General features: G+C 39.9%; 20 protein-coding genes. 6 read left to right on the top strand and 14 right to left on the bottom strand.

The window, feature by feature from the left end; translation table 11 throughout:
• Positions 1 to 17 precede the first annotated feature (17 nt).
• The gene (locus GJS41_RS10895) at positions 18 to 842 is read left to right on the top strand and encodes an undecaprenyl-diphosphate phosphatase (RefSeq protein ID WP_154247385.1); all 825 of its coding nucleotides are present in this window, start codon (positions 18 to 20) and stop codon (positions 840 to 842) included.
• A gap of 11 nt (positions 843 to 853) precedes the next feature.
• Here the strand turns inward: GJS41_RS10895 and GJS41_RS10890 are convergent, their stop codons facing one another.
• From GJS41_RS10890 to GJS41_RS10880, 3 genes are read right to left on the bottom strand one after another with little or no spacing between them, the layout of a single operon-like run.
• Complete coding sequence (locus GJS41_RS10890) at positions 854 to 1,363, bottom strand: hypothetical protein (RefSeq protein WP_154247384.1); 510 nt, start codon at positions 1,361 to 1,363, stop codon at positions 854 to 856.
• The gene (locus tag GJS41_RS10885) at positions 1,360 to 2,595 is read right to left on the bottom strand and encodes a multifunctional CCA addition/repair protein (protein WP_370515700.1); all 1,236 of its coding nucleotides are present in this window, start codon (positions 2,593 to 2,595) and stop codon (positions 1,360 to 1,362) included. Before GJS41_RS10885 ends, GJS41_RS10890 begins: the two co-directional genes overlap by 4 nt.
• A 2-nt stretch (positions 2,596 to 2,597) precedes the next feature.
• Complete coding sequence (locus GJS41_RS10880) at positions 2,598 to 3,140, bottom strand: DUF4124 domain-containing protein (protein ID WP_154247383.1); 543 nt, start codon at positions 3,138 to 3,140, stop codon at positions 2,598 to 2,600.
• Positions 3,141 to 3,271: 131 nt separating this feature from the next.
• Between GJS41_RS10880 and GJS41_RS10875 the strand changes: the two genes are divergently transcribed.
• Both GJS41_RS10875 and GJS41_RS10870 read left to right on the top strand, forming a co-directional pair.
• Positions 3,272 to 4,966, top strand: coding sequence for an AAA family ATPase (locus GJS41_RS10875; protein WP_154247382.1), 1,695 nt, complete (start codon positions 3,272 to 3,274; stop codon positions 4,964 to 4,966).
• On the top strand, positions 4,966 to 5,703 hold the full coding sequence (locus GJS41_RS10870) for a general secretion pathway protein GspB (protein ID WP_154247381.1): 738 nt from the start codon (positions 4,966 to 4,968) through the stop codon (positions 5,701 to 5,703). The genes GJS41_RS10875 and GJS41_RS10870 overlap by 1 nt, the downstream gene beginning before the upstream one ends.
• Positions 5,704 to 5,711: 8 nt before the next feature.
• Here GJS41_RS10870 and GJS41_RS10865 read toward each other — a convergent pair whose 3' ends face one another.
• The 9 genes from GJS41_RS10865 to GJS41_RS10825 form a co-directional block, all read right to left on the bottom strand.
• Positions 5,712 to 7,073, bottom strand: coding sequence for a hypothetical protein (locus GJS41_RS10865; protein ID WP_154247380.1), 1,362 nt, complete (start codon positions 7,071 to 7,073; stop codon positions 5,712 to 5,714).
• Between the two features lie 30 nt (positions 7,074 to 7,103).
• Positions 7,104 to 7,436, bottom strand: a complete 333-nt coding sequence (locus GJS41_RS10860) for a hypothetical protein (protein WP_154247379.1) — start codon at positions 7,434 to 7,436, stop codon at positions 7,104 to 7,106.
• Positions 7,437 to 7,587: 151 nt separating this feature from the next.
• Complete coding sequence (locus GJS41_RS10855; protein WP_154247378.1) at positions 7,588 to 7,926, bottom strand: hypothetical protein; 339 nt, start codon at positions 7,924 to 7,926, stop codon at positions 7,588 to 7,590.
• Between the two features lie 23 nt (positions 7,927 to 7,949).
• On the bottom strand, positions 7,950 to 8,288 hold the full coding sequence (locus GJS41_RS10850; RefSeq protein WP_154247377.1) for a hypothetical protein: 339 nt from the start codon (positions 8,286 to 8,288) through the stop codon (positions 7,950 to 7,952).
• Positions 8,289 to 8,708: 420 nt separating this feature from the next.
• Complete coding sequence (gene rsmF, locus GJS41_RS10845; protein WP_154247376.1) at positions 8,709 to 10,142, bottom strand: 16S rRNA (cytosine(1407)-C(5))-methyltransferase RsmF; 1,434 nt, start codon at positions 10,140 to 10,142, stop codon at positions 8,709 to 8,711.
• Positions 10,143 to 10,242: 100 nt separating this feature from the next.
• Positions 10,243 to 13,413: a bifunctional proline dehydrogenase/L-glutamate gamma-semialdehyde dehydrogenase PutA gene (gene putA, locus GJS41_RS10840; protein ID WP_154247375.1), complete on the bottom strand. Its 3,171-nt coding sequence runs from the start codon at positions 13,411 to 13,413 to the stop codon at positions 10,243 to 10,245.
• A 26-nt stretch (positions 13,414 to 13,439) separates the two neighbouring features.
• On the bottom strand, positions 13,440 to 14,030 hold the full coding sequence (locus GJS41_RS10835) for a TIGR04211 family SH3 domain-containing protein (protein ID WP_154247374.1): 591 nt from the start codon (positions 14,028 to 14,030) through the stop codon (positions 13,440 to 13,442).
• 142 nt (positions 14,031 to 14,172) lie between these two features.
• Positions 14,173 to 15,450 carry an inorganic phosphate transporter gene (locus GJS41_RS10830; protein WP_154247373.1) on the bottom strand — a complete coding sequence of 426 codons (1,278 nt, stop codon included), beginning with the start codon at positions 15,448 to 15,450 and terminating at the stop codon, positions 14,173 to 14,175.
• Between the two features lie 9 nt (positions 15,451 to 15,459).
• Positions 15,460 to 16,134, bottom strand: coding sequence for a TIGR00153 family protein (locus tag GJS41_RS10825; protein ID WP_154247372.1), 675 nt, complete (start codon positions 16,132 to 16,134; stop codon positions 15,460 to 15,462).
• Between the two features lie 180 nt (positions 16,135 to 16,314).
• On the opposite strand from GJS41_RS10825, the gene GJS41_RS10820 reads away from it, so the two are divergent.
• The gene (locus tag GJS41_RS10820) at positions 16,315 to 17,811 is read left to right on the top strand and encodes a CYTH and CHAD domain-containing protein (RefSeq protein WP_154247371.1); all 1,497 of its coding nucleotides are present in this window, start codon (positions 16,315 to 16,317) and stop codon (positions 17,809 to 17,811) included.
• A 77-nt stretch (positions 17,812 to 17,888) separates the two neighbouring features.
• Positions 17,889 to 19,742 carry a bifunctional diguanylate cyclase/phosphodiesterase gene (locus tag GJS41_RS10815; RefSeq protein ID WP_154247370.1) on the top strand — a complete coding sequence of 618 codons (1,854 nt, stop codon included), beginning with the start codon at positions 17,889 to 17,891 and terminating at the stop codon, positions 19,740 to 19,742.
• A 23-nt stretch (positions 19,743 to 19,765) separates the two neighbouring features.
• Here the strand turns inward: GJS41_RS10815 and GJS41_RS10810 are convergent, their stop codons facing one another.
• Together GJS41_RS10810 and GJS41_RS10805 are read right to left on the bottom strand one after the other, a co-directional pair.
• Positions 19,766 to 21,751, bottom strand: coding sequence for a M48 family metallopeptidase (locus GJS41_RS10810; protein WP_154247369.1), 1,986 nt, complete (start codon positions 21,749 to 21,751; stop codon positions 19,766 to 19,768).
• Positions 21,752 to 21,770: 19 nt separating this feature from the next.
• Positions 21,771 to 22,364: a LemA family protein gene (locus GJS41_RS10805; protein ID WP_154247368.1), complete on the bottom strand. Its 594-nt coding sequence runs from the start codon at positions 22,362 to 22,364 to the stop codon at positions 21,771 to 21,773.
• 165 nt (positions 22,365 to 22,529) lie between these two features.
• On the opposite strand from GJS41_RS10805, the gene glnE reads away from it, so the two are divergent.
• A complete protein-coding gene (gene glnE, locus GJS41_RS10800; protein WP_154247367.1) occupies positions 22,530 to 25,421 on the top strand; it encodes a bifunctional [glutamate--ammonia ligase]-adenylyl-L-tyrosine phosphorylase/[glutamate--ammonia-ligase] adenylyltransferase in 2,892 nt (963 codons plus the stop codon).
• The last annotated feature ends 24 nt before the right edge of the window (positions 25,422 to 25,445 follow it).

Below are 25,445 nucleotides of genomic sequence, written 5' to 3'. Positions count from 1 at the left end.
AACAATCGAGAATATGTATGGATTGGCTGCAAGCAATATTTTTAGCATTAGTTCAAGGCTTAACTGAATTTTTACCAGTTTCAAGTTCAGCCCATTTAATTTTGACCTCGAAAATTTTGGGTTGGCAAGATCAAGGATTGGCCTTCGATGTGGCAGTGCACGTGGGTACTTTGACTGCGGTATTGGTTTACTTTAGGAAAGAAGTGGCCGCCATGATTAGTGCATGGTTTGGTTCAACCTTTAAAGGCAACCATACGCCTAACTCGCGTTTAGCTTGGGCAGTAATTCTAGGCACTATACCCGTAGGCTTATTTGGTTTGTTTTTAGAAGCTTTTGATATAGTGGACAATTATTTACGCGCGATACCAGTAATTGCTACCACCACAATAGTCTTTGGTTTGCTATTAGCGGTTGCAGACAAAAGATATAAAAGTGCTAAAGCAGAAGAGTTAAAAGATGAATACCAATTGTCATGGAAAGACGTTTTTGTGATTGGTGGTGCGCAAGCTTTAGCGCTTATCCCTGGTACTTCACGCTCTGGTGTCACCATGACCGCTGCAGCTTTATTAGGTTTTACAAGAACTGCCGCAGCTCGCTATTCTTTTCTTTTATCCATTCCCGCCATTGTTTTACCTGGTGGTTTAAAAGGCTATCAATTGGTAAGCGAAGGTGCTCACTTTGATTGGAGCTTTTTAATTTTAGGCGTTGTGGTTTCAGCAGTAAGCGCTTTTGCCTGTATCCACTTATTCTTAAAGTGGCTTGAGCGAATTGGCTTTATGCCATTTGTTTGGTATCGAATAGCCTTAGGAATAGGTTTGTTTGGGTTGTTTTTCTTGTCTTAGGGCTCTTAATATTAGTGTTCACTACAAGCATCTGTTGAAAGCCAAACAATTGCATTAAATTGAGTATTAGCCGCACTTTTATTGACAGTGAATTTCTCAAAGCTCACAGATAATATTTGCTCGTTTCGCGCGCTAAGAGCTGAGTTTAATTTGCTGACTAAAGACGTAGATAATAGAGCTTTATTAAATGCTTGGTGGAGAGCTATTACTTTGGGGTTATGCATATTACCTGTAGAATCTAATGCTTCTGAATACAGCTTTGAATGATTTTTTAATAAAAAGGCATGCAGTTCACTTTGTAGTTCAATATCTTTATCTAATTGATAGCCTATGCGAAAGTGTTTTAAGCAAACTTTAGGAGAAATTGATATTAAAGCATCTTTTATGTTCATCGAGGAAGTTTGATTGGATTCGATGATTACTGCATACTCATTATTATGAGTATGAACATACCAACCTCTTTCTAAAGCATTTAAATTATTAGACACCATAAGAGTTAATAATGCGATGCAAAACTTCATACGTCAAAAGCCTGGAAGTTCAATTTTATGCTTTTAATTTGAGTAACTCTCTCTTTATCAATCTCTTCCCCAAGTTGCTTGCCAATATAGCCTTTATCGATTAACGCTTGAGTGTTTAGACTTTTAGTGACTTGATAACACTGCCTTAAAAATTCTCCTTGCGGGTAAGGCTTTTCTTCGTTGTTTAGACGACCATTAAAATCAGCTTCACAGCTGGTAATAAATTGTTTTAAGAAATCAGGATTGCGGTAAGCCTTCAGTCCTTTTAAGACTTTCAAAACGGTATTTGGTCGCAGTTCAAACATCTTATGACAATGCAGGTGATAGCGAGAAACTTGCGCCGCGAGCTTTTGATACTCTTTCGGTATTTTTAACCGTTTACAGACGTTTTCAATCACTGGCACCCCAGAAGCTTCATGACCTTTATGGTGCGGCCACTCTTCAGGTGGAGTTTCACCTTTTCCTAAGTCATGAAATAGGGCGGCAAAACGAACCACTGGATCTTGAGTTTTTTTCGCGGCTTGCTCAAGCACCATCATAGTGTGGATCCCTGTATCAATTTCGGGGTGCCACTTTTCAGGGTTGGGAATCCCCCATAATTTATCCAATTCTGGTATTAACACTTTTAAAGCACCGCACTCGCGTAACACTTCAAAGTAAATCCAAGGTGAATCAGTTTCTAAGGCTCTTTGAGTTTCTTGCCATACTCTTTCTGGCGTTAGTTCAGATACTTCTGATTCTGCCAGTCGTGTCATGAGCTCTAATGTTTCAGTAGCAACATTAAAGCCGAGATGATAAAAGCGGGCGGCAAAGCGGGCCACTCTTAATACACGTAAAGGATCTTCAGCAAAGGCCGGGGAGACATGCCTAAGTGTTTTAGACTGAATATCTTGTTGACCATTAAAAGGATCAATTAAAGTACCATCATCAGATCTGGCAATGGCGTTAATGGTTAAATCACGTCGAATAAGATCTTGCTCGATGGTAATTTCTGGCGAAAAATCGACGCTAAAGCCTTTATAGCCCTTGCCAGACTTCCTTTCAGTTCTGGCTAACGCATATTCTTCGCCAGTTTTTGGATGAAGAAAAACAGGGAAATCTTTACCGACTTCTTTAAAACCTTTGGCAAGCATTTCCTTTGGACTGGAACCGACTACTAGATAATCTTTATCTTTGACTGCTATGCCTAATAGCTCATCTCGAACAGCTCCGCCAACTAAGTAAAATTCCACAGTTACATCATCTTATCTAAGCAGCGCATGATATTGGTGGTGGTGACCATACATTTATAACTTTTAGCATCGTTACCGTTACTAGTTAAACATTTCTCTACGGTGAGCTCGGTGGCCATTTGACTATCTAACTCTTCCAATAAGGCTTGGGTCATTGGATTATTACCAGCAGTTGCGAGTAGCTCTTGTTTCAGTTGTGGAATGGCGTTACGGGTATTAGCTACAGAACGCTTACAGTCAGCTTCAGAAAGTCCATTTTTAGAGCGCTGCTTCGTGCTGATTCGACTATTAGACGTAGCTTGAGTAGTTGATTCATTTGTTGAGGAAATCTTGCTACCTGAATCATTTGAACGTGGTTTGCCAACAATCGTATTAAGCTCTTCAATGGTTTTAGATTCTGTTTTTACGGACTCATCTCTTGGTGGTTTATCTGAAAAGTGTATTTTACCATTCTTATCTTTCCACTTATAAATTTTACCGGCTTCGAGAGAAGTTGATAAAAAGCTGATACTAAGAATCGATAAAATCAACCAAAAGTGTTTCATGCTAGGCAGAGCTCCATGTGTTAGGGTTTTAATCTAGAGTTAAACTCTATATAGTCTTGCTTTGTATAGGTATATTATCAAAGCATCTTGAATAAACAAAACAACAATTGATGATCAAGATATGAGGTTGCATGTATAACGATTTTTTTGGGTTAAAAGAGAACCCGTTCACTATTTCTCCTGATCCGCGCTATCTTTTTATGAGCGAGAGGCATCGTGATGCCTTAGCGCATTTGCTCTATGGGATTGGCAAAGGCGGTGGCTTTGTTTTGCTTACAGGAGAAGTGGGAACCGGAAAAACGACGGTTTGCCGCTGCTTATTAGAGCAACTTCCAGATGATGTTCGTCTTGCTTATATCTTAAATCCAAAGCTGAATGCCATAGAACTGATGGCAACCATGTGCGATGAGCTGGGTATTCTATATGACAAAAATGAAGATAGTCTTAAAGTTTTCACGGATTTATTGACTAACTATTTAATTAAGTCGGAAGCCAAAGGCTTAAATACGGTATTAATGATCGATGAAGCACAAAACTTAAGCGTTGATGTGCTAGAGCAGATTCGTTTATTAACTAACTTGGAAACGAATAAGAAAAAATTCTTACAAATCATTTTAATTGGTCAGCCAGAGCTGCAAGAGTTGTTAGCGAAAAAAGAGTTACGTCAGCTAGCACAAAGAATTACTGCGCGTTATCACTTGCGACCTTTATCCTTAACTGAAACTAAAGCTTATTTAGAGCATCGCTTGCGAATTGCTGGAGTAAATCGCCCAGTGTTCACGAAAAAATCTGTACAAGCGATTCATAGAAATAGTCAAGGTGTACCGCGTTTAATTAATGTCATTAGTGATAGAGCTATGCTCGGCGCTTTTTCAGAAAGCCAACATCAGGTGAGCGACAAAATTGTTCAGAAAGCTGCACAAGAAGTTTTAGGTCAAAAAATTAAAAGTGCCAGCATAAGTTCAACTAAATCTTTTAGTGGCCTAGCTCCCAAGTGGTCTCCATTACGCTGGCTGGCCTTAGCTTCTGTTATAGCGTTAGCCTGGTTTAGCTTTAGTTACTATCAAACTAATCAAGAGAAAGAAAAAGCAGAGTTATTGGCGCAACAAGCTGCTGAAAAGCAACAGCTGCAACAGCAGCTTGCGGAAAAAGAGCAAGCATTGCAGGCGCAGCTTACCAAGTCTGCCCCCGAAAAATTAGCCAATGACTTTTGGAACCAACAAAGCTGGGATAGAACAGGATCATTAGCGACGCAAAATTTATTGGCATTATGGGGAATCGAATATATCCCTTTTCAATCCGGTGAGGCATGTGAGTTTGTAAAAAACTATACTCTTGAGTGTGATCAAGGATTTACTGGATGGGATTTTTTAGAAAAATTAAACCGACCTGTCAATTTAAAGTTCCAATCTGGAAACACAGGAACCTACTGGGGGGTTTTAACAGCGCTCAATAAAACAGATGCTCAATTACAATTTGGTACTAATCAGGTGACTATTGATAGGGCTAAGCTGAACCCAATTTGGACCGGTGAATATCAATTGTTTTGGAAAAAACCTAAGGGTATGAATGATGCTATTGCGCTTGGTGCGCGAGGATCTTCGCTAAATTGGCTGCTAGACTCTATTAAGAAAATTGAAGGCTCTTCACCTTTAACACGAAGTTATAATGCCAAGGTACAAGACTGGGTTGAGCAGTTCCAAAAGCAAAGCGGATTAGTTAGTGATGGTGTTGTCGGTAAACATACTGTCATGATGATTAATAATTTAACCGTTGATAATATTCCTATGCTTCAGTTGCCAGTTGATGAGTTAGGAGGGCGCTAATGTCTTATTTATTAGAAGCCCTAAAGAAAAAAGAATCTGAAAATGATAGCTCGATTCCTGATTTACAAAGTCAGCATTATCATGCAGATTTTGAACAAGATAGTTTTAATTATTGGAAATTAGCAGTAGTAATTTTGAGTGTTATTGTGTTGGCCATTATTGGCTATTTTATATATAACGCTACACAACAAGACTCTAATGCAATTGAAAATATTGCTCAGATACCGACCAGTTCAAGGCAACCCACACTGGCTAATCAAGAGCTGCCTAATTCTCAAATTAATAGTAATAAAACGACGATAGAAGTTGCTAATACTTCTGCCGTAAGCTCGAGCAATGGATTAACGGTAGAAACTAAACCAATACAGCTTAAAAAACCAGTGGTTACAAAAATAGAAAAACGTACTGTGAAGAATTCGAAAACAGAAGTTATTAATCAACGGAGCAAGGTAACTGATACCGCTAAAAATACGACAGCAAAGTCAAGACCAGTGATTGACCCATTAACTATAGAAAAACAGAACTATTCTAACTTGCCAGCATTGCGTTATAGTTCTCATGTCTATGCAGATAAGCCTGATGATAGATTTGTCATGTTAAACGGTAAAGCATTAGGGATAGGAGAGAAACTATCGAATGGAGTGAGGGTGATTGATATCTTAGAAGACAGTTTGCTAATAGCGTATCAGGGAAAGCAATATGAGATCGCTTCCCTGGCCGATGTGAATCAGAAATAATCTAAACTCTAATAAACCCAACGCGAATTTTTACGTACTGGCGCGTGAAGCCATAATGCAAGATACATATTAGCACTATATTTATCATCATACTCGTCTAAAACACCTTGCTCGATGAATTTGCGATGTAAGTCATCGATTACCTGAGGCACCTTCATATTGACATAATATCCAATGTTTTTATGGAATAGTTTTGCCATACCTTCTACTAGGTTTTTTCTATTTGGAAATGCTACCTGATGGATTTGACCATTTGAGCTGATAGTAATCATATCATCATCAATAGGGCGTACTGCATGTTGGCGAATACCTTCATTGATGTATTCAGCGTATTCAAAATTTGCTTTCACCGCCATCATCAAATCACGGTCACGCTTATCAATATAGGTTTTATCATTTTTTATGATAGGTGCATCGGGGGCGGTTACAAACTTGTCCATATCTGCAAAATTAATAACTTCATGACCGCCTAAAAACTGTTTAAACTTGATAAATTGGGTATTGTTCGAATTGGGCATGCATTTCCAGTAGGGGACATATTCATATTTGCCCAAGGTTTCTATTAAACCCATTTCAACCAATAACCGGATTGCTTTATGACGCGCATCGACTAATGAGCTAGAAGCAGCATAGCCAATACTATTGCCATCAATACTTAAACCGTAACTTCGATCTTTACCTTGCTGATGAAGCTTAATGGTATTAGTGGAGCTGCTATGATTAACAATGTCGCCTACAAAACCATGACTAGTATAAAAGTCCATAGTCATGCGGGCCGTGTTTTTGTCATCAAAACGACTAAAATCTATTTCAGTCTCCCCAGAGCCACCGCCAACTTCAAAAGAACCATCACGAGTTCTTCGTTGGTTTTTAATAAAGCGATCATACTCAGTTAATGCTCCATAAATCTGAATAGTATCTGCGCGATAATGACTCATGGCAAAATTATCAAAGTAAGGTGTTTTTTTACCCGGAGTTGCGCCGTATTGATAAGAGGTTACAATTTCTTCGTCTTTAGGGATATGCACTAAGCGAACAGGACCACCAATTTTAGAGGCAATACTTAACGCCATATCAGTAAAATTATTAGGGATTTCACTATTCGGGTATTGTACTGTTGAAATGGCTGTTTGGTCTTTGACTGATACCACAGCGATACGAAGAGGTTCAACACGACCATTACCTGATGCAAAGCGATACTCACTTAACATGTCGCCAAAACATCCTATGTAATCTGTCATCACTGTGCGAGTTGGACGTGGAAAGTCCAATGTTTCTGTGAAGTCTACCGAGCTTTTCTGTACTGCACAGCCACTAAAAAAGATGCTTGTTGCAGTAATTAATAATCCTTTTTTAAACATATTATCCATAATTGTTCACTAACCAGTTAAAATATAAAACTAACGCTTTATTGCGATCGGGTTACCTGAACCATCATTGATGATGGTTAACTCATCTGCGTCTACACCCGGAAGAATAAACACACTGCCACTAGCATTCGTGACCACGTAATCGTCTAGTTCGCCAAGCACATCCTTACCTTCGCGCATAGCTTTTTTTACTTGCCCGACTATATCTGCTCGAATATATTGCCAGTTCACAAGATCCGCGCCATAGCGATTATAAAAATTAACCGATGATTGGCTCAAGCCTTTTGCTTTGTAGCGGCTGGACTCTGCAAAAACAGACGATGGCGATAATAAAAATGCATGAAAAACAATCAGCAAGCCCATCGACCTCAACGTCAACTTGACGGTTCTTCTTCCATAAAGAGAAAAGTTATTGTGAATAGTCATATAAACCTCCTGATGTTTTTCATGCCTGGTAGTGACCAGTTATTGCCCTCAGAGTTAGAGGGCAACTAATTTTTAAAAAAGCGGATTCTTAGTAACCGTAACCTGAGTTAAGAACTACAGAGCCTGCTGAAGCTGCGCCAATTGCCATGGCGTCACGGCTTTTATTTTTCACCACAGTCTTTTTACGACAAGGGCATCCATTAACGATAACAGAACCTGCATGTGCTCTTTGACCTGACATATAAAGTAAAGAACCGTTAGCGCCATCCCATCCAACAGAGGCGCTTGCAGCTAAAACTTCGCCACCCGCAGCCACAGAATTTTTGGCATCATTGTTAATAATTAACTTGCCTCGGTGTCCTGCATCTGCAGTGAAACTTGCAACACTTAAAACTGATAAAGCAACTAAACTTGTAAATAATTTCATGAGAACTCTCCGTATTCTATTGATTAATATTGATAGCCAGAATTTAAAACTACTGAGCCAGCTGAAGCTGCACCAATAGCCATTGCATTGCGACTTTTGTTTTTAACAACTGTTTTCTTACGACAAGGACAACCGTTAACGATCACCGAACCAGCGTGAGCACGTTTGCCAGAAAAATACAGCAAAGAACCACTGCCACTTAGGCCATCGGTTTGACCTTGTTCTGCAATTAAATCGCCGCCAGCAGCGATTGCATCTTTTGAATCGTTATCGATGATAAGCTTTCCACGTTGACCAGCGTCTGCGGTAAAGCTAAGTGTAGAAAATACTGCGATTGCAGTTAAACTTGTTAAAAGTTTCATATTACCCTCCAAATGGGATGATTTAATTTCCTTATGTTTGCTAACAAGAAAACACCTTGCTGAGTCAAACGTTTCATCTTGAATTGCTGTTTCCAAAATTGAAATCAGCGTCCTTTTCACCACCAGGTATGATTCAGTTTTTCCTTAAAGCCAAATCACGGAAGAGACAATAACAATAAAGAAAATAAAAAAACACAGTCAAAAAAAATTACAAATGAGATAATGTCGACTTAAGGGTAGCAATATCAAGCATTTAAGAATTGTGGGGGAGAGACATGTCAAATTGTATCAATGAAAATTAAGATAAGTTGGAAGGAAAAAGAGGGTTTTTACACTTTCACACTGACAATAATGGTCATTTGGTCAGCTTTATTTACAATCTTGATTGTGAGATAGATCTCAGATAGGTGAACATTTGAATTAATTTAGAGAGGAAAAAGAGCCATCTCTAACTAAATCTCGCGGTAAATTGTTTTTAATTCGGTTTGAAACTTTCTTTCCCAAACCAATTGGTTGCTGATTAAACGTCACTAGGACCTCGGCTTGATAATTATCCAGTGAAGCATCAGGATAAATATCTCTGCCTAAGAAAAAATCGCAAGTTTCTTGTGCGTTTAATTCAAATTGGGCAGTTTTAAACTGATCCCCAAAAGCTATTGCAGCTTGGTGCTCTAGACGGTAGCCCTTTTTGTGCGACTCGGCTAACTTAACGCCCATTCGATCCATTTTTATCCTGCCAATTAAATCTTGAATGCCGCTTGGGAAATACCAGATCTCATTATTGCGTTGCCATATGCTGTTTGCTATATCAGAAATATTCCAACCAAAGTGCTCGCAATAGCTTTTAAAATTAGTCAGCTCTTTAACTGAAATTGGAGCGAATGGAAACTTTCGTTTTGAGACACTTTCTTTGTCTAATGGCTCAGTCATTACTTTGGTAAAGCACGCAACGAAAAAGCCTTCACTATCAAAAATATGAGGGAAAATATGCAGGTAGCCTTCCTTAGTGGTAGCTTTGCTGGCACCCGCAAAAAGGTTTTCTAAGTTAAATACTGTAACTTGTTCTGGAAACTGCTCGAGCAAATGTTGGCAAACTTTTTGGTTTTCTTCTTGCGATAAAGTACAGGTGGAATAGACTAAGGTGCCACCAGGTTTGAGAGCTTTAAAAGCCGAGCAGATCAATTCCCTTTGTATCTTAGACATAGCTAAAACAGAGTCTAGTGACCAAGCTTCAAGCGCATCAGGGTCTTTACGCACGGTGCCTTCTCCGCCACAAGGAGCATCCAGTAAGATCGCATCAAACTGCTCAGGGGTTTTATCGCCAAACACTCGACCGTCAGCGTGAGTAAGACAAACATTGGAAACGCCACAACGCTGCACATTGGAAAATAAACCCTTTAAACGTGACGAAGATAATTCATTGGCGATGATTAAACCTTTGTTATCCATCATGGCCGCTATTTGTGTGGTTTTAGAGCCAGGAGCAGCAGCCATATCTAAAACTTTTTGCGGATTAGGGTTGGCTGCAAATAAGGCTGTAACAGGAAGCATTGAGCTGGCTTCTTGGATATAAATTTGTCCTTGTTGATGACCAATGTAATTGCCTAACCCTGCTGGCAGTGCTTTGTGATCTTCGTCGATCCAATAACCATCTTTTGCCCACGGTACGGAATTAAGTTGATAACCTTGGTTTTGCCAATCTTGTGTTATTGATGAGGTTTCAAAATGAAGACTATTGACTCGAAAACTACGACGCAAAGGCTTTTTACAGTAACTAAGAAAAGATTCCAATTCATCAGGAGCTAATCCCTGTTGCGAAATGTGTTGAATAAAGTTCTCGGAAATCTTAGTCATAATTAAAAGTATTAGTCTTTGGATGATTCTATAAAAAAGGCGCTAGTGTTACCACTAACGCCAGTATAGATTGTTTCTTAGTTAATGGCTTTAATTCGTGTTATTCGTCATCGCCTAAAGATAACAAGGTTGCATTGCCACCAATGGCGGCAGTATTGTTGGTACGAGTATGTTCGGTCGCAAAACGATGCAAGTAGTGCGGACCACCAGCTTTAGGGCCAGTACCAGACAAGCCTTGACCACCAAATGGTTGTACACCAACCGTTGCACCAATCATGTTGCGATTAATATAAACGTTACCAACACGCACTCGCTTATCGATATAGGTGGCAGTTTTTTCATTACGCGAATGGATACCCAATGTTAAGCCATAACCGTAGTCGTTGATTTCAGCAATTACTTTATCAAGCTCTTTGGCTTTATAAGTCACAAGGTGCAATACTGGTCCGAACCACTCTTGAGTCAAATCATTGATAGAGTCAATTTTAAAAGCGCTTGGCGCAATAAAGTGACCGTCGGCTAAACCCTCTGGCATTGGGGTTTCAGCAATTAACTTACCAGCAGCTTTTAATTCATCCACATGGCTCATTAACTCTTCTTGTGCCGCTTGGTCAATGACTGGGCCTAAGTCGGTTTTTAGTAAGGTTGGATCACCGATTTTTAATTCCTGCATTGCACCTGATAAGACTTCAATAATTCTTGGCGCTATTTCTTCTTGTACATAAAGAAGTCTCAGTGCCGAGCAACGTTGACCAGCACTGGTAAAGGCAGACTGAACTACATCTGCAATTACTTGCTCCGGTAAAGCCGAACTATCGACAATCATGGCATTCTGACCGCCTGTTTCTGCGATTAATGGCGCAATAACACTATCTCGTGCTGCTAAAGTTCTATTAATAACGTGAGCAGTATCAGTTGAACCGGTAAAAGCCACACCTGCAATTCTTGGATCTGATAATACGGTTTTGCCGAAAGTTGAACCGCGACAAGGTACAAAGTGTAATACATTTTTTGGAATGCCAGCTTCGTGCATCAACTCAATGGCGCGGTGCGCCACTATGGTGGTTTGATCAGCAGGTTTTGCTAACACCGTATTGCCGGCTACTAGAGCAGCCACCACTTGGCCAGTGAATATAGCTAGCGGGAAGTTCCAAGGACTAATACAAGCAAAAACACCGCGACCTTGTAAATACAGATCGTTTGACTCACCTGTAGGTCCTGGCAAAGAGGTTTCTTGGCCAAAGTCTTGGCGCGCTCGATTCGCATAGTAACGACAAAAATCGACGGCTTCACGAACTTCATCAATACCATCTTGCATAGTTTTACCGCCGTCACGACTACAAAGCGCTATCAACTCGTGTTTGTTTTGCTCGAACAAATCAGCAATGGTATCAAGAATATCTGCACGTTTTTCAGCTGGCGTCATATCCCAAGCGATAAAGTTTTCTTTCGCAATGGTTAAAGCCTTTAATGCTTGCTCAGCATCACAACCATGCTTGGTGCCAATCAAGTGAGATTGGTCATAAGGGCAAAAAACTTTTTCTTCGCCGCTACTAATAGCTTTTCCACCAATTAACGGCTTAGCATGCCATTGCTTATCGAGGTGGGAGGCAACTTTAGCCATAAAGGGTTCAATTTCGCTATTAATGTGTAAGTTGGTTCCAGCAGAATTAGTGCGGGCTCTTTGACCTTCTTTGGCATAAATTTCTGGAGGCAATGGAATACGGCTATTATGCAAAGTTGGATAGGCTTTTAAGATAACTGAAGGGTGCTCTACTAAATCTATAATAGGAGTGTTTTTATCCACCAGCTGATGAACAAATGAAGTGTTAGCACCATTTTCTAATAAGCGACGAACCAAGTAAGGAAGTAGGTCTTTATGATTGCCGACAGGTGCATAAATTCTACAACGAAGGCCCTTATACTTTTCTAAAATTAGATCGTATAAAACTTCGCCCATGCCGTGTAGGCGTTGGAACTCAAAGTCGCGTCGGTCACCAGCCATATCCATAATACTAAATACAGTCTGGGCATTGTGCGTTGCAAACTGAGGATAAAAGCTAGACTCAGCGCTTAAAATAAACTTAGCGCAAGCCAGATAAGAAACATCCGTTGCCGCTTTACGTGTGTACACGGGATAGTTGCTAAAGCCGCCTTGTTGCGACCATTTCACTTCAGAATCCCAATAAGCGCCTTTTACTAGGCGGAGCGGGATACGACGACTGTGCTTTTGGGATAAAGCATCAAGCCAACCTAAAACTGGTAAAGCGCGCTTTGAATACGCCTGTACCACCATGCCAAAACCATCCCAGCCTCGGCAGATATCAGAATCAAAAACGGCTTCAAAAATTTCTAAAGATAGTTCTAAACGATCGGCTTCTTCAGCATCAATGGTAATTGCCACATCTAAATCACGAGCTAACTTAGCTAGAGTTTTTACAGTGGAAACCATTTCAGTAAGTACACGGTCTTTTTGCGCGACTTCATAGCGTGGGTGTAACGCAGAGAGCTTAATAGAAATACTTGGAGCTAATTCACCATCTTGTGTTTTTGCAGCGCCAATCTCGCTAATGGCCTTTGAATAAGCTTCAAAATATTTACGCGCGTCTTCGGCTGTGAACGCTGCTTCCCCTAACATATCAAAAGAGTGTGTGTAGCCTTTGGCCACACTTTTACTGCCGCGCTTCATCGCTTCTTCAATTGTACGCCCCAATACAAACTGACGCCCCATGATTTTCATGGCTTGATTCATTGCATTGCGAATAACTGGTTCACCGAATTTTGCAACCAAACCACCAAGCATGGTGTCGGGTTTGCCATCACCATCCTGATCTACATCAACAATTTTACCGGTGAGCATCAAGCCCCATGTAGAAGCGTTTACCAGCATCGATTCGCTTTCGCCAGAATGTTTTTTCCAATCGGCTTCGCTCAGTTTGTCGCGAATTAAAGAGTTGGCGACTTTTGAATCTGGGATGCGTAATAATGCTTCCGCCAAACACATCAGAATAACGCCTTCTTTGGTGCTTAAGCTGTATTGTTGTAAAAAAGCTTCAACCCCTTCTTTAGAGCGACCACTGGCACGAATTTCTTCAACCAGTTTTGAAGCCTTGGCAGTAATCTGATTGACGGTGTTTTGATCCGGGGTAGCTAATTCTAGTAGTTCTTCTAGATAGCTCGATTCATCAACCTGATAATTTTCAGTGATGATACTGTTCCATTGCTCCAAGCTTAGAGCTTCTTGATTAAGAATTTGACTCGCTTTAAACATAAATAAAACTCTTTAGTAAATACGTATTAACGCCAGCCAGAACTTTGGCGACGGCTATAAATAGTTCGGGTAATTAACCAGGCAATCAACATGCTGATGAATACGGTTAAGGCTCCGGCATAAAAAACATCTTTGCGAAAACGTGATTTTTGTAAGTCAGCTTTTTGTGACAGCTGATCTACATGGTTTTCAAGTTCCGACACTTTTAGTTGTAACTCTTCGTTTTGTTTGGTGATGGCATTTTTATTGTTTAAATCTTGCGTTAAGCGCACCACTTGGCTTTGTAACTTAGAGGTTTCGGTTTGCAAACTTTGGTATTGAGCAAGCACGGTGGTTTTATTGCTGACGTATTCTGTTTTTATCCAACCGGTAGTTTTGCCGTCGACCGTTCTCACTTCCGTCGTGTCGTTGTCAGCATCTTGCTGTAACACCGTAATAGGAGTACCAGCGCGTAAGCTGCCAATCACTCGATAGCGATTAGTTGGGCCGCTACGCATGGTAACGCCGATTTCATCTGATACAAAAGTGCCTGTAGTTTCGTCAGCCGCCGCAAGGGTAATATTGCTACTCAATAAAAGCGAACCGATGAAGATAAAAAATAGTAAAAAACGAGGCATATAGAAGTACCTTGTTGAGATAACTCAAATATAAATAAGGGCTAGATTATAGTGCAGCTCGGAAGTGGGGGGAAGAGGTGATCAGACTAGACTGACCACCTTTTGAACTAGTTGACGAATAATTATTCGTTTAACTCTTACCTTAACTAAATATTGCTTTGAATAGGTAGAAGAAAATAATCGACAAGAAGGCGCCCGCTGGAAGCGTTACGACCCAAGATACGAAGATATTTCTTACCACATTAAGATTAAGAGCTGCGATACCGCGAGCAATACCAACACCTAATACCGCACCCACAAGAGTTTGGGTGGTAGAGATAGGTAAGCCAGCGCCAGAGGCAATAATTACTGTCGAAGCGGCAGCTAACTCTGCAGCGAAACCACGGCTTGGTGTTAAGTGAGTGATTTTAGTACCAATAGTTTTCATCACTCGGCTACCCAATACAATCAAACCGATAACGATACCGATAGCACCGATTAATAGTACATAATTGGGTACACCGGACTTGGCGGTAATAGCACCTTCGTTTTGAATAATGCTGACAACTGCTGCCAAAGGTCCAATGGCGTTCGCAACATCATTCGAACCGTGAGCAAATGCCATACCACAAGCAGTAACGATCATTAATACGGCAAATACTTTTTCTACTGAAGCAAAGTTGTAATCTTTATCTCCAGAGACATCGAGTTTAATCCTGCTGATGACTGCGGCGCCAATGATGGCAATGATCATACCGACCAATACTGCGTAACCATAGGTTTCAGCCATAGACAGTTTGATGCCTTCGTCTTTGAATAAGTGCTTTAAGCCTTTCATAATCGTTACTAACGAAATAACAAAGCCAGCTAAGAACATATAAAAAGGCACATAGCGCTTAGCATTTTTGAAAGGGTCGTCGGTATTTAAAATCAGCTTTTGAACGCTCAGAACTAATAAGAAAGAAATGACACCAGCTAGCATTGGTGTGACCACCCAAGAACCAACGATAGAGCCCACTTTGCCCCAGCTTACCGCATCAACGCTAACGCCAACTGCGGCGAAACCAACGATGGCACCAACAATTGAGTGAGTGGTTGATACTGGCCAGCCCATACGAGAAGCGATTAATAACCAAATACCAGCAGCTAATAGTGCCGCCATCATACCGTACACCATCAGTTCTGGGGTTCCGGCGAAAAAGTCCGGGTCAATAATACCTTTACGAACGGTTTTGGTGACTTCGCCACCGGCTAAATAAGCACCGGCAAATTCGAAGATAGCAGCAACAATAATTGCCTGCTTTAAAGTTAACGCTTTAGCACCAACAGAAGTTCCCATGGCATTGGCAACGTCATTTGCACCAATACCGAAAGCCATTAAAAAGCCGAAAGCTACGGCAATCCATATAATGGTATCTGCATTTTGAATTAAAAAATCCATGATCTTCTCCTAGCGAGCAATGGTCATTTCAAGGCGAGAACCAACTTGCTGTGCGCAGTCAGCTAGGTCACCAATTTTTTGGACGACTTTGTACATAAACATAACTTTTACCGGAGGCAAGTCATCTTCTTGTTCAAAAATTAAATTAAGAACGGCTCTTTGTAAGTCATCAGTATCATTTTCAATTTGGTCGAGTTTTTCGATCATTTCTGAGACTAGAGTTGCTTCGCGTCCACCAAAACCAGTGGCTAATAGCTCATCTAATTCACTAATAGCTTTAAAGGCTTGTTTAGAGGCGGCGATACAACGATCAACTAGGTCTAATAAAGGCTTATGAACATTTTCAGGAAACTGCATTTTTCTAGCGAAAGCGAGGCCTGATATATCCCTAGCAATATTAGCGATCTTGTCTTGCTTGCTCAGTAATGCTAACAAGTCGGTACGAGCTACTGGCAAAAACAAGCCTTTTGGTAAGTGTGTTCTGAGCTGGTGCTTTAGCTCATCGGCTTCATTTTCAAGCTTACGAATGGCTTCTCTGGTGACTTCCGCTGCTTGCCAATCTTGTTTGAGCAATGCAGTGAAAAATTCGTTGAGTAAGGAAGCACTTTCATGAACTTTAGCCATATGATCCTGCATAGGAGCAATAGGCGAGGAAGCAAATAAATCTAAAATAGAATTAGCCATAATATCCCCAAGGTATAAAAGTAAACAAGTCAACCAATTAAGGTTGTAAATTAAAGCGCATATTCTATCGAGCCAGTGATATTTAAGCTACTGTTTTTGGGGCTAATTAAATTGGTAACTTATTGATTTGCAGGGTAAACTGCTGAAAAGACCGTGTTTGATATCAGTTTCAGGTAATCAATGTCAGTAGAATTAGAAATGAAGCTTGCGGCTAAATCTGAGCAACTAAGCGTTATAAAACAATGGTTTAGTGATGAGCTTGGGAAAACCGTTGAATGGCAGCAAAGTGATTTAATAAATACTTATTATGATACTGAAAGCCATAAGCTTAGAGAATTAAAAATAGGGTTAAGAGTTCGTCGCGCTGGCGAAACATATATTCAATCAGTTAAGTCTGAAGGTCGAGTAGTCGGGGGACTTTATCAGCGGAATGAGTCTGAAACTGAGATCTCCAATGCTAATCTTGATCTCAGTAAAGTTGAAGATCCCTATTTGCAGATACTGCTTGAAGAAGCGCAAGATGAAGATGGTAATTTAAGACCTTTGTTTAGAACCGACTTTAGCCGTCAGTTTGCACTGATTGAATTAGCAGACTCTCAAATAGAAATTGCTTTAGATTCAGGTGAAATCAGCCACAAATCGGAATCAAATACTATTTGTGAGGTTGAGTTAGAGCTTAAGTCTGGTCAGGCGAAAGATTTATTTGAACTAAGTAAAAAGCTCATTGAAAGTTTTGAATTGGTTTTGTCTGCTGAAAGTAAAGCTGAACGCGGCTATCGCTTAAGCTCAGAAAAAACGCCTTTCTTAAACCGATTGGATGTAGTGCCTTTAACGGCAAAGTCTCCAGCTGAAGGTGCTTTTGAAACTATTGCCCACTACGGTTTCGCCCATTGGCAACACTACATCAAAATGATTAAACGCGAATCGAATATCGAGTATTTTTTACAGCTCAATCGCGCTCTCATGTATATGCAGCATATGTATTCCGTGTTTGCGCCGTTGATACCTAGACATTCTTTGGCGGAGGTTAGGGCTGATTGGCGAGAAGTTACTCAGAATTTCAGTAAAGTTCAGTCTATAGCGTTGCGCTTAAATTGGTTGGCAAATGCTAAAACCTATGGCTTTGTTTATGACTCGCTAGAATCAAAAGAGCAAGAGCTGCAAGAGCACTTTGATAGAGAATCTAACGAGTTTAGGAATTACTTGGCTACTTCAAGTTACAATTTAAAACTATTACATTTTAGCCGCTGGTTATATTTAAAAGAATGGCGCGAAGAGATTAAAGAGCCGCTTAAAAATAAGCTTGAAAGAGAAATCTTTCCATTTGCGATTAAGCAGTTACAACATCAAATGCTGGATATCACCCGTCATTTAAAACCAAAAGAAGAGTTAGTTGACGAAGATTATGTTAACTATTTGCCAAAGCTTTATCGAACATTGGATATTGGTTTATTTTTTGGTAGTTTGTTTGACAGTAAAAAACGTGTCAAATTTCGCCAGAATTGGGTAGATTTAGTGGCAAATATCGAGCTGTTTAAACAGTTGGACTTTGTCAGAGAAACCCTTGCCAGTATTGAGCAGCAGGATGAAGTTTTAGAAAGTACTGAACACGAAATCTTGCAAACCTTAAAAACACTAAGGGTGGAAGCATTTGAGCAAAACCCGTATTGGAATTAAATAAATAGTAGGGTAGTAAAATACTAGATTCGCTCAAACGTCATAAAACAGCACTTCTGGAGTCGGCTCGTTGTAATATGAGCAGAGAGCAATACAGTTTCTCTGAGATTTTACAGGTGCAAGTTGTTTATTTGTTTATTCTAGCTGGAATGAGCTTGTCGATAACATTTTCCATCATCTACTATTATCTAGAAATGTACGCCACCATGCTGAGCCTGATAGTAAGTCTGTTTTCCGGTCTTGTATGTTTATGGTGGTTGAAGAATAAACGCCGCAGTGAAATCCCAGCCCATATCGCATTATTCTTTTTCTTATTTATTATCATTATCGCCAACATTGAATATGGCGGGTTCGATAATCGTAATGATGCCTGGTTTATGGTGGTGGTTTTAATCAGCGGACTGTTACTAACTAAGCACTATGTTTGGTTTTATGCTTTTGTGGCACTCTCGGTCAGCATTACTTTTTATCTCTTAAAAATGAATGGTATGGAGTTTCCAAAAACTCTAAGCTCAGAAAAAGTAGATTTATTAAATTTAACGAATCGATTAGGATCAATTTTTACTACAGTGTTTTTAATTATTCTTTTTCGTTATGAACGTAGCCAAAGAGAGCAAGATGTTATAGAGAATGAGGCGCAATTATTTCAGCTGGCTAATTATGATACTTTGACGTCCTTAAGTAACCGAGGCTTTTTCGCACAAAATTTTGATGCCAGAATTAATGATGAAGATACTGAAGAACAAGCATTACTATTTATTGATTTGGACTCATTTAAATTAATTAATGATAGCTTTGGTCATAACGTTGGTGATGAATTATTAAAGGTGGTTGCAGCTAGGTTTAAAACCCAACTAACCAGTCAAGATGTTATATGCAGGCATGGTGGTGATGAATTTTTAATCATGCCGAAGAGTAATTACAATAAATCTGATATAGAAAATATCTGTATTAATTTAATAAGTGTTTTAAAACAACCCTTTACTATCAATGATGATCAGTTGCATATTGGTTGTAGTATAGGGGTTGCTCACTACCCTGATCATGGTAACAACTATAATGAGTTATTAAGAGCTGCAGATATTGCGATGTATCGCTCTAAGTCGCAGGGTAAGGACCAATTTCAAATCTACAACCAAGGGCTGGCTCAAGAAATTCAAAATAAAAATCAACTGGCAATTGATCTGCGTCGAGCGATCGATACAGATGAACTTTACCTGGTCTATCAGCCAAAAGTCTGCCTTTCACATAAGACCATTGTAGGGTACGAAGCATTAGTGCGTTGGACCAATTCGAAAGGTCAATCTATAGAGCCTAGTGTTATTATTGCCATCGCTGAAGAGTTTTCTTTAGTCCATAAATTTGGTGAGTGGTTGTTTACTTCTATTGCTAAGCAGATTGCAGAATGGAAAAGAAACGACTTTTTACTAAAGCCAGTTGCAATTAATATATCACCGCATCAATTATTAAGAGCAGACTTTGTTACTGAGTTGGTAAGAATCACTAATTATTATAATGTGCCATCAGATTTAATTGATCTTGAGCTTACCGAAAGTGTTTTTATCGAGTCTGCTTCTGCAACATTGAAAAAATTAAATCGCCTCAGTGATTTAGGTTTTAGTTTAGTGATTGACGATTACGGAACCGGTTATGCTTCTTTAGGTTATCTAAAGCGTTTTCCAGTGACCGGAATGAAAATAGATAAAAGCTTTATCGATGATATCTTAGACAGTGAGCAAGACCAAAAAATTGTAGGCTCTACCATTGCTTTAGCTCATAAGCTAGGTTTAGAGATAATAGCTGAAGGTGTAGAAAACGACGAGCAACTCAAACTGCTACGAAAATTGGGCTGTGATGTCATTCAAGGCTATTACTTTTCTAAACCATTGTTAGCTTCTGAGGTATTTGCTAACTCGTCAGAAGAAAGCTAAAAGCACAGGGATATGGCTAAAGTTTAATGTTTTGAGCCATGAATTTTATTGGCAACATCTTGACTGTAGTTTTCTAAAATTCTGGGCAGCGGACAATCTAGAAACTCGCAGATCGCGCGAAATAACTCAATCTCTTCAACTTGTGCGATACCGTCGGCTTGGATTGCTTCTTCAAAAGCATTGAGTAGCGCTTTCTTTAATAACGGCGTTAATTTATTAAGGACTAAAAGCGATTTATGGAAGGATTCTGCTTCAAAATTATTTGGCAGCAACTCCATTTTTTTATCAGAAAAACTGACGATCAGTGTGTTAAATAATTGTTGCTTTTCGGCTTCACTATTTTGACTAGCATGGACAACCGCAGACAATATCAACTGAATTTCAGTTTGTGCTTTGCTAAAGCGCTTTATATAAATTTTGCTGCTAGCATTTGCAGGGGTCAGGCTTTTTCGAACCAGTGAATACAAAATATATTCGAACTGACTAACCTGTTTATCCATATGGATTAATTCTTTTAGTAAAGATAAAAAGTTTTTACGCTCTGTTTTTGAAAGCCGACGAATACTGGGTATTGCCATATCGAGTATCGCTAGGCGCAAATAGCGCTTATTAGAAGTCATATGGCTTGCGAGCTTTAACACTTCTTCTTTGCTGGATTCACCATATTTTTCAGCAATCAAGTTTAAGACTGATTCCTCGACTTGACCATTGTCGCTGACTAATAAAGCAAACACCAGATACATGGCATGGCTTGATGCGTGATGGTTATGCGCCGCTGTTCGCAATACTTCAGGCATCGCTAATAGCAATGCGTTTGCGGCATGTAAATGTAAGGTGGTAGGACTGCCAACTGTTTCTATTAAGCCGCCCATGCCCGCTAATACCCCTTCGCCACCAAAGGCCTCAAAACCTTTTTTCTGTTTAGCTTTTTCCCTGCGAGCTTGTTCATCAGCACTTCTTTCTGCTTTACGTTTAGCTTTATTTAATTGCTGATGTTGGAAGTCTTGCCAATCGGGCATGATGGCATCCAAGCGTTTATCGATGGGAGGATGCGTGGCTAAACTGGAAAAATTAAGCTTTATCGGCTCGGCGATACACATATGACTGGTTTCTTCGGCGTAGCGACTTTCAAGTAATGATGATTGCTGAGCAATTTTTATAAAGGCCCCGGCTAAACCTTGATTATCACGGGCATATTGTACCGCTGAAGCATCCGCTAAAAATTCACGCTGACGCGAAACTGCCGCTTTAATCATACGACCAAAAAACAAACCAATAGATCCTATGATATACATAGAAATACCCACGATCATAACGACCGCTATTAAATTCCCGCTATCCTTACTGTTTGAGCGACTGCCAGAATAACGTAAGCTACGCATAACGTAATAGCCGGCTTGACCTAAAATTAAAATCCCAGCAAGTACGCTGATTAAACGGACATTAATTTTCATATCCCCGTTAAAGATATGGCTAAATTCATGTGCCACAACACCTTGTAACTCTTGTCTTGATAGTTGCTCTAGAGCTCCGCGAGTAACTACCATGATGGTATCTGACGATTCTTGTCCTGCGACAAAGGCATTAATCGCTTCCTCTTCATCCATAACGTAAAGAGTAGGAACCGGCATACCAGAAGCGATGGACATTTCTTCAACAACATTAATAAGGCGGCGTTCTAACCGATCGTTGGAGTCGGGTAATACTTCCCTTGCTCCGACCATTCTTGCTAAAGATTTACCTCCCCCTCGAAGTTGGAACCAACGGAATAAACTGCCAAGTCCAATTAATCCGAGCGCAGCGCCAGAGGTAAAGAAAAAACCGGGTTGTTGAGGCCATTGGGAAAGTGATAAGGCTTCGTTACCACCCTGCGAAGCACTAAAACCACTTAATGCAAAGTAGGCGATAAGATTTAAAGCCGTCACGATTAAGATTACAGCTAAGACAAAATAAAAAATAAGCAGCTTGGTTTTTTTCCGAGCTGCTTCTTGGTGTTCAAAAAAGTCCATCTAAAATTACGTGAGTTGATTAATTATCGAATGAAACTTTAACCACTTTTTTAGCTTCCTCATCTTCTACTTCATACATTTCAGCTTTGGCATGACCGCCGAAGAAGTTAACGACAAGATTGTTAGGGAATTGTTCTTGGTAGACGTTATATTGCATCACCGCATCATTGTAGGCTTGGCGCGCAAAGGAAATTTTATTTTCCGTAGTCGCTAGCTCTTCCATTAGTTGTTCCATAGTCTGATTCGCTTTTAAATCAGGGTAGGCTTCCGCTAAAGCAAAAAGACGGCCAAGTGCGCCAGTCAGTTGCCCCTCGGCGGCCATTACATTTTTAATAGCATCGGGATCAGATGGATTGCTGGCAGCTGCTTGCCCTGCTGAAACTGCACTATTTCTAGCATTAATGACAGCTTCCAAGGTATCTTTTTCATGCGCCATATAGCCCTTGGCGGTTTCAACCAGATTTGGAATTAAGTCATAACGACGCTGCAATTGCACATCGATTTGCGCCCATGCATTAGCCACTCGTTCCTTTAAAGCAATTAATTTGTTGTATATAGCAACAAAGAAGAGGGCTATTGCGATTAGAATGCCCAGAAATACTAAAAATCCCATATTGATACTCCTTTTTTAGATAAATTATCCTATCAATGAATTAGTACTTGATTCAAATGTTAATTGTAAATATGTGTAATTCAATATTATCTCTTTTCATTATTTGGTCTTAGTTAAAGCTGTGTCATAATCAATAAAAAGTATGTAAGAAGGGTAGGTCTTTCTTTGCACAATCACCTAGTTCAAACTTTGCCGAGTGAGTTTAAAAGATTAGCCGAAGATCGCTATGCTCAATGGCACAGTAAGTTAGACAATAGCTCACAAACGGATAATCCAGAACAAGCTCTGAGTGATTTGCTTTGGAGTAAAGATTTACTGTTTGCTAGTGATTATGCTTTTGAGTGGGCACTTAAAGAGCCTGACTGGCTTATAAAGATAGATGCTGTTCTTAAAAAAGATTTTTCAGAGTTAACTCAAATCATTGAATCGATCTCTGCAAGCCCCATGCAAGACTTCAGTGAGTTTGAAGTAAAAAAGTGGCTGAGAAAACAACGCCACTTCTATTCGATCTGCTTTATAGCGTTACAAATTACTAAAACATTGTCGATACGAAACATTACCGCCTTACAGTCCTTATTGGCAAGACAGTTAATTAGTAGTGCCTATCGCTGGGTTAAACATAGCTTAAGTCAACAATATGGAGTAGCCAGCTCAGCTAATTATCCTCACCAAGATTTAGTGATTATGTTGATGGGTAAACTAGGCGGAGGCGAGCTCAATTTTTCTTCGGATATTGATTTGATTTTTTGCTATCCAGAAGAGGGCGAAACCTTATCATCAGCCACTGATGATAAGGTTAGACAAACCACTCGCGCCATCGATAATCAAAAGTATTTTAGACGATTGGCGCAAAAGCTGATTGCCTTACTCCATGAAAATACTGCAGACGGCTTTGTCTATCGTGTGGATATGCGCTTAAGACCCTACGGAGAAAGTGGCGCACTAACACTAAATTTTGATGCGATGGCCGACTATTATCTTGAGCAGGGACGCGAATGGGAACGTTTTGCCATGATTAAAGCTGATTATTTTTGTCTGGATATTGTGGCGAAAAAACACATCCAAGGCATTATTCAGCCTTTTAGTTTTAGGCGTTATATCGACTTTAGTGTTTTGGATTCTATTCGTCAGTTGAAGCAAAAAATAACGACAGAGCTGCAGTATCGTAATTTAGATCAAAATATCAAGCTTGGTCATGGTGGCATTCGAGAATTAGAGTTTATTGTGCAAAGTTTACAGCTTATTAGTGGCGGTCGACATCCCGAGTTGCAGCTTAAAAACTGGTGGCATAGCCTTGAAGTGTTAACCCAAAAAAGTTTGATATCTAATGAAGCCTCAAAACAATTATCGAAGGCCTATGAGTTTTTAAGAGAAGTAGAAAATATTTTACAGTTTAGGAAGGATAAACAAATACAAGACTTGCCTAGTGAGATAAAAGAGCAGCAACAGTTAGCACTGCTGATGGACTTCCCAGATTGGCAAAGCTTCCATACCGAAATAAACGTCCATAGAGATAAAGTGGCAGAGTTTTTTCAGCAAATGTTCCACGATGGAAACAATGCTGACCAACAAGACGACGAAGCAGAGCGCCTGAGTAAATACCTAAGCTTATCTAGCAGTCAGGAATTCATTTTTAATATGCCGACTGATTTTGATCAAGCGCTGCTTGAGCGGGCCATTAAATTTAAAAGAGACTTCGTTAATGATAAGTTGGGTCAGCGGGGGCAGAAAAAACTAAACCAGTTATTACCGTACCTGGTGTTGTATACGCAAAAAGGTTCAAACCCTAATGTCACTTTGGAACGCGGACTATCGCTGATACAGGCGATCGGAAAAAGAACCGCTTACTTTGAATTGCTAGCTGAAAATTTGCCGCTACTTGAGCATCTGATGATTTTAGTCAGCCGCTCTAACTGGTTAGTAGAACAGCTCAAACAATCTCCTTCATTGCTGGATGAGTTATTATTTCCGGCAAACTTCGGAAAAATTCTATCCATAGAGGATTTGGCTGACTTACTCAGGCAGAGTCTGCTGAGAGTCGAGCAAGATAATATTGAAGAAAGGCTATTAGCAATTGGCCGATTTAAAGTGGCTAGTCAGTTTAAAGTTGCCGCTGGCTTTTTAAATCACCGCTTCAATATATTAGATGTGACTCGACAATTAACGGACATCGCCGAGTTAGTATTAGATGCACTATTGGAATTGTGTTGGTATGAAATGGCGCAAAAGCATGGTGTGCCGGAAAATGCAAAAGTGGATAAAGTCAGTAACTTTCTGATTTTAGGTTATGGCAAACTAGGTAGCCATGAACTTGGTTTTGGCTCAGATCTGGATTTGGTTTTTTTATATCAATCCCATTCCGATGCGATTACTAATGGCAAAAAACCGATAGAAATTTCTCAGTTTTATACTCGCTTAACTCAGCGTTTAGTGCATTATTTAAATACACGTACTGCCGAAGGGAGCTTGTATGAAGTGGATACCAGGCTAAGGCCATCGGGGCGTTCAGGCTTACTGGTGAGTGAGTTTGAGGCTTTTGTCAGTTATCAAAAAGAACAAGCTTGGACTTGGGAAAAGCAAGCCTTAACACGTGCACGCTCGGTAGCTGGGGATAAGGCATTTGCCGAGAGATATAAAGCAGTAAGGCTAGATTTGTTGGCAACCGATGAAAAGTTAAAGCAAGACGTTGTTGAAATGCGCCAAAAGATGCGGACCAATCTTGATCGTAGCTCTGAACAGCTCTGGGATATAAAACAAGGTCATGGCGGCCTTGTCGATATTGAGTTCTTAGTTCAGTATTGGGTATTAAAGCAAAGCAAAAATATCACTGAGCTACCGAATATTTATAGTAATGCTTTTTGGCTTAAGTGGTTACAACAGCAGCAATGCCTTGAACAAGAAACTGCTCTACAATTGAGTCAGATTTATGAGCAATATCAGACTCTAATTAATCAGAAACGATTAGACACAGAGCCGGGTTTGATTCAATCTAAAACAGTTGAAATTTCGATTCGATGGGTCACTGAATTGTGGACTTCGACATTTACTTCGCAATAGGTACAATAGCTTTATCATTAAGAG

This window comes from Kangiella sp. HZ709 (assembly GCF_009674675.1).
Lineage (GTDB): Bacteria > Pseudomonadota > Gammaproteobacteria > Enterobacterales > Kangiellaceae > Kangiella.
This window is presented reverse-complemented; position numbering and strand designations above follow the sequence as displayed.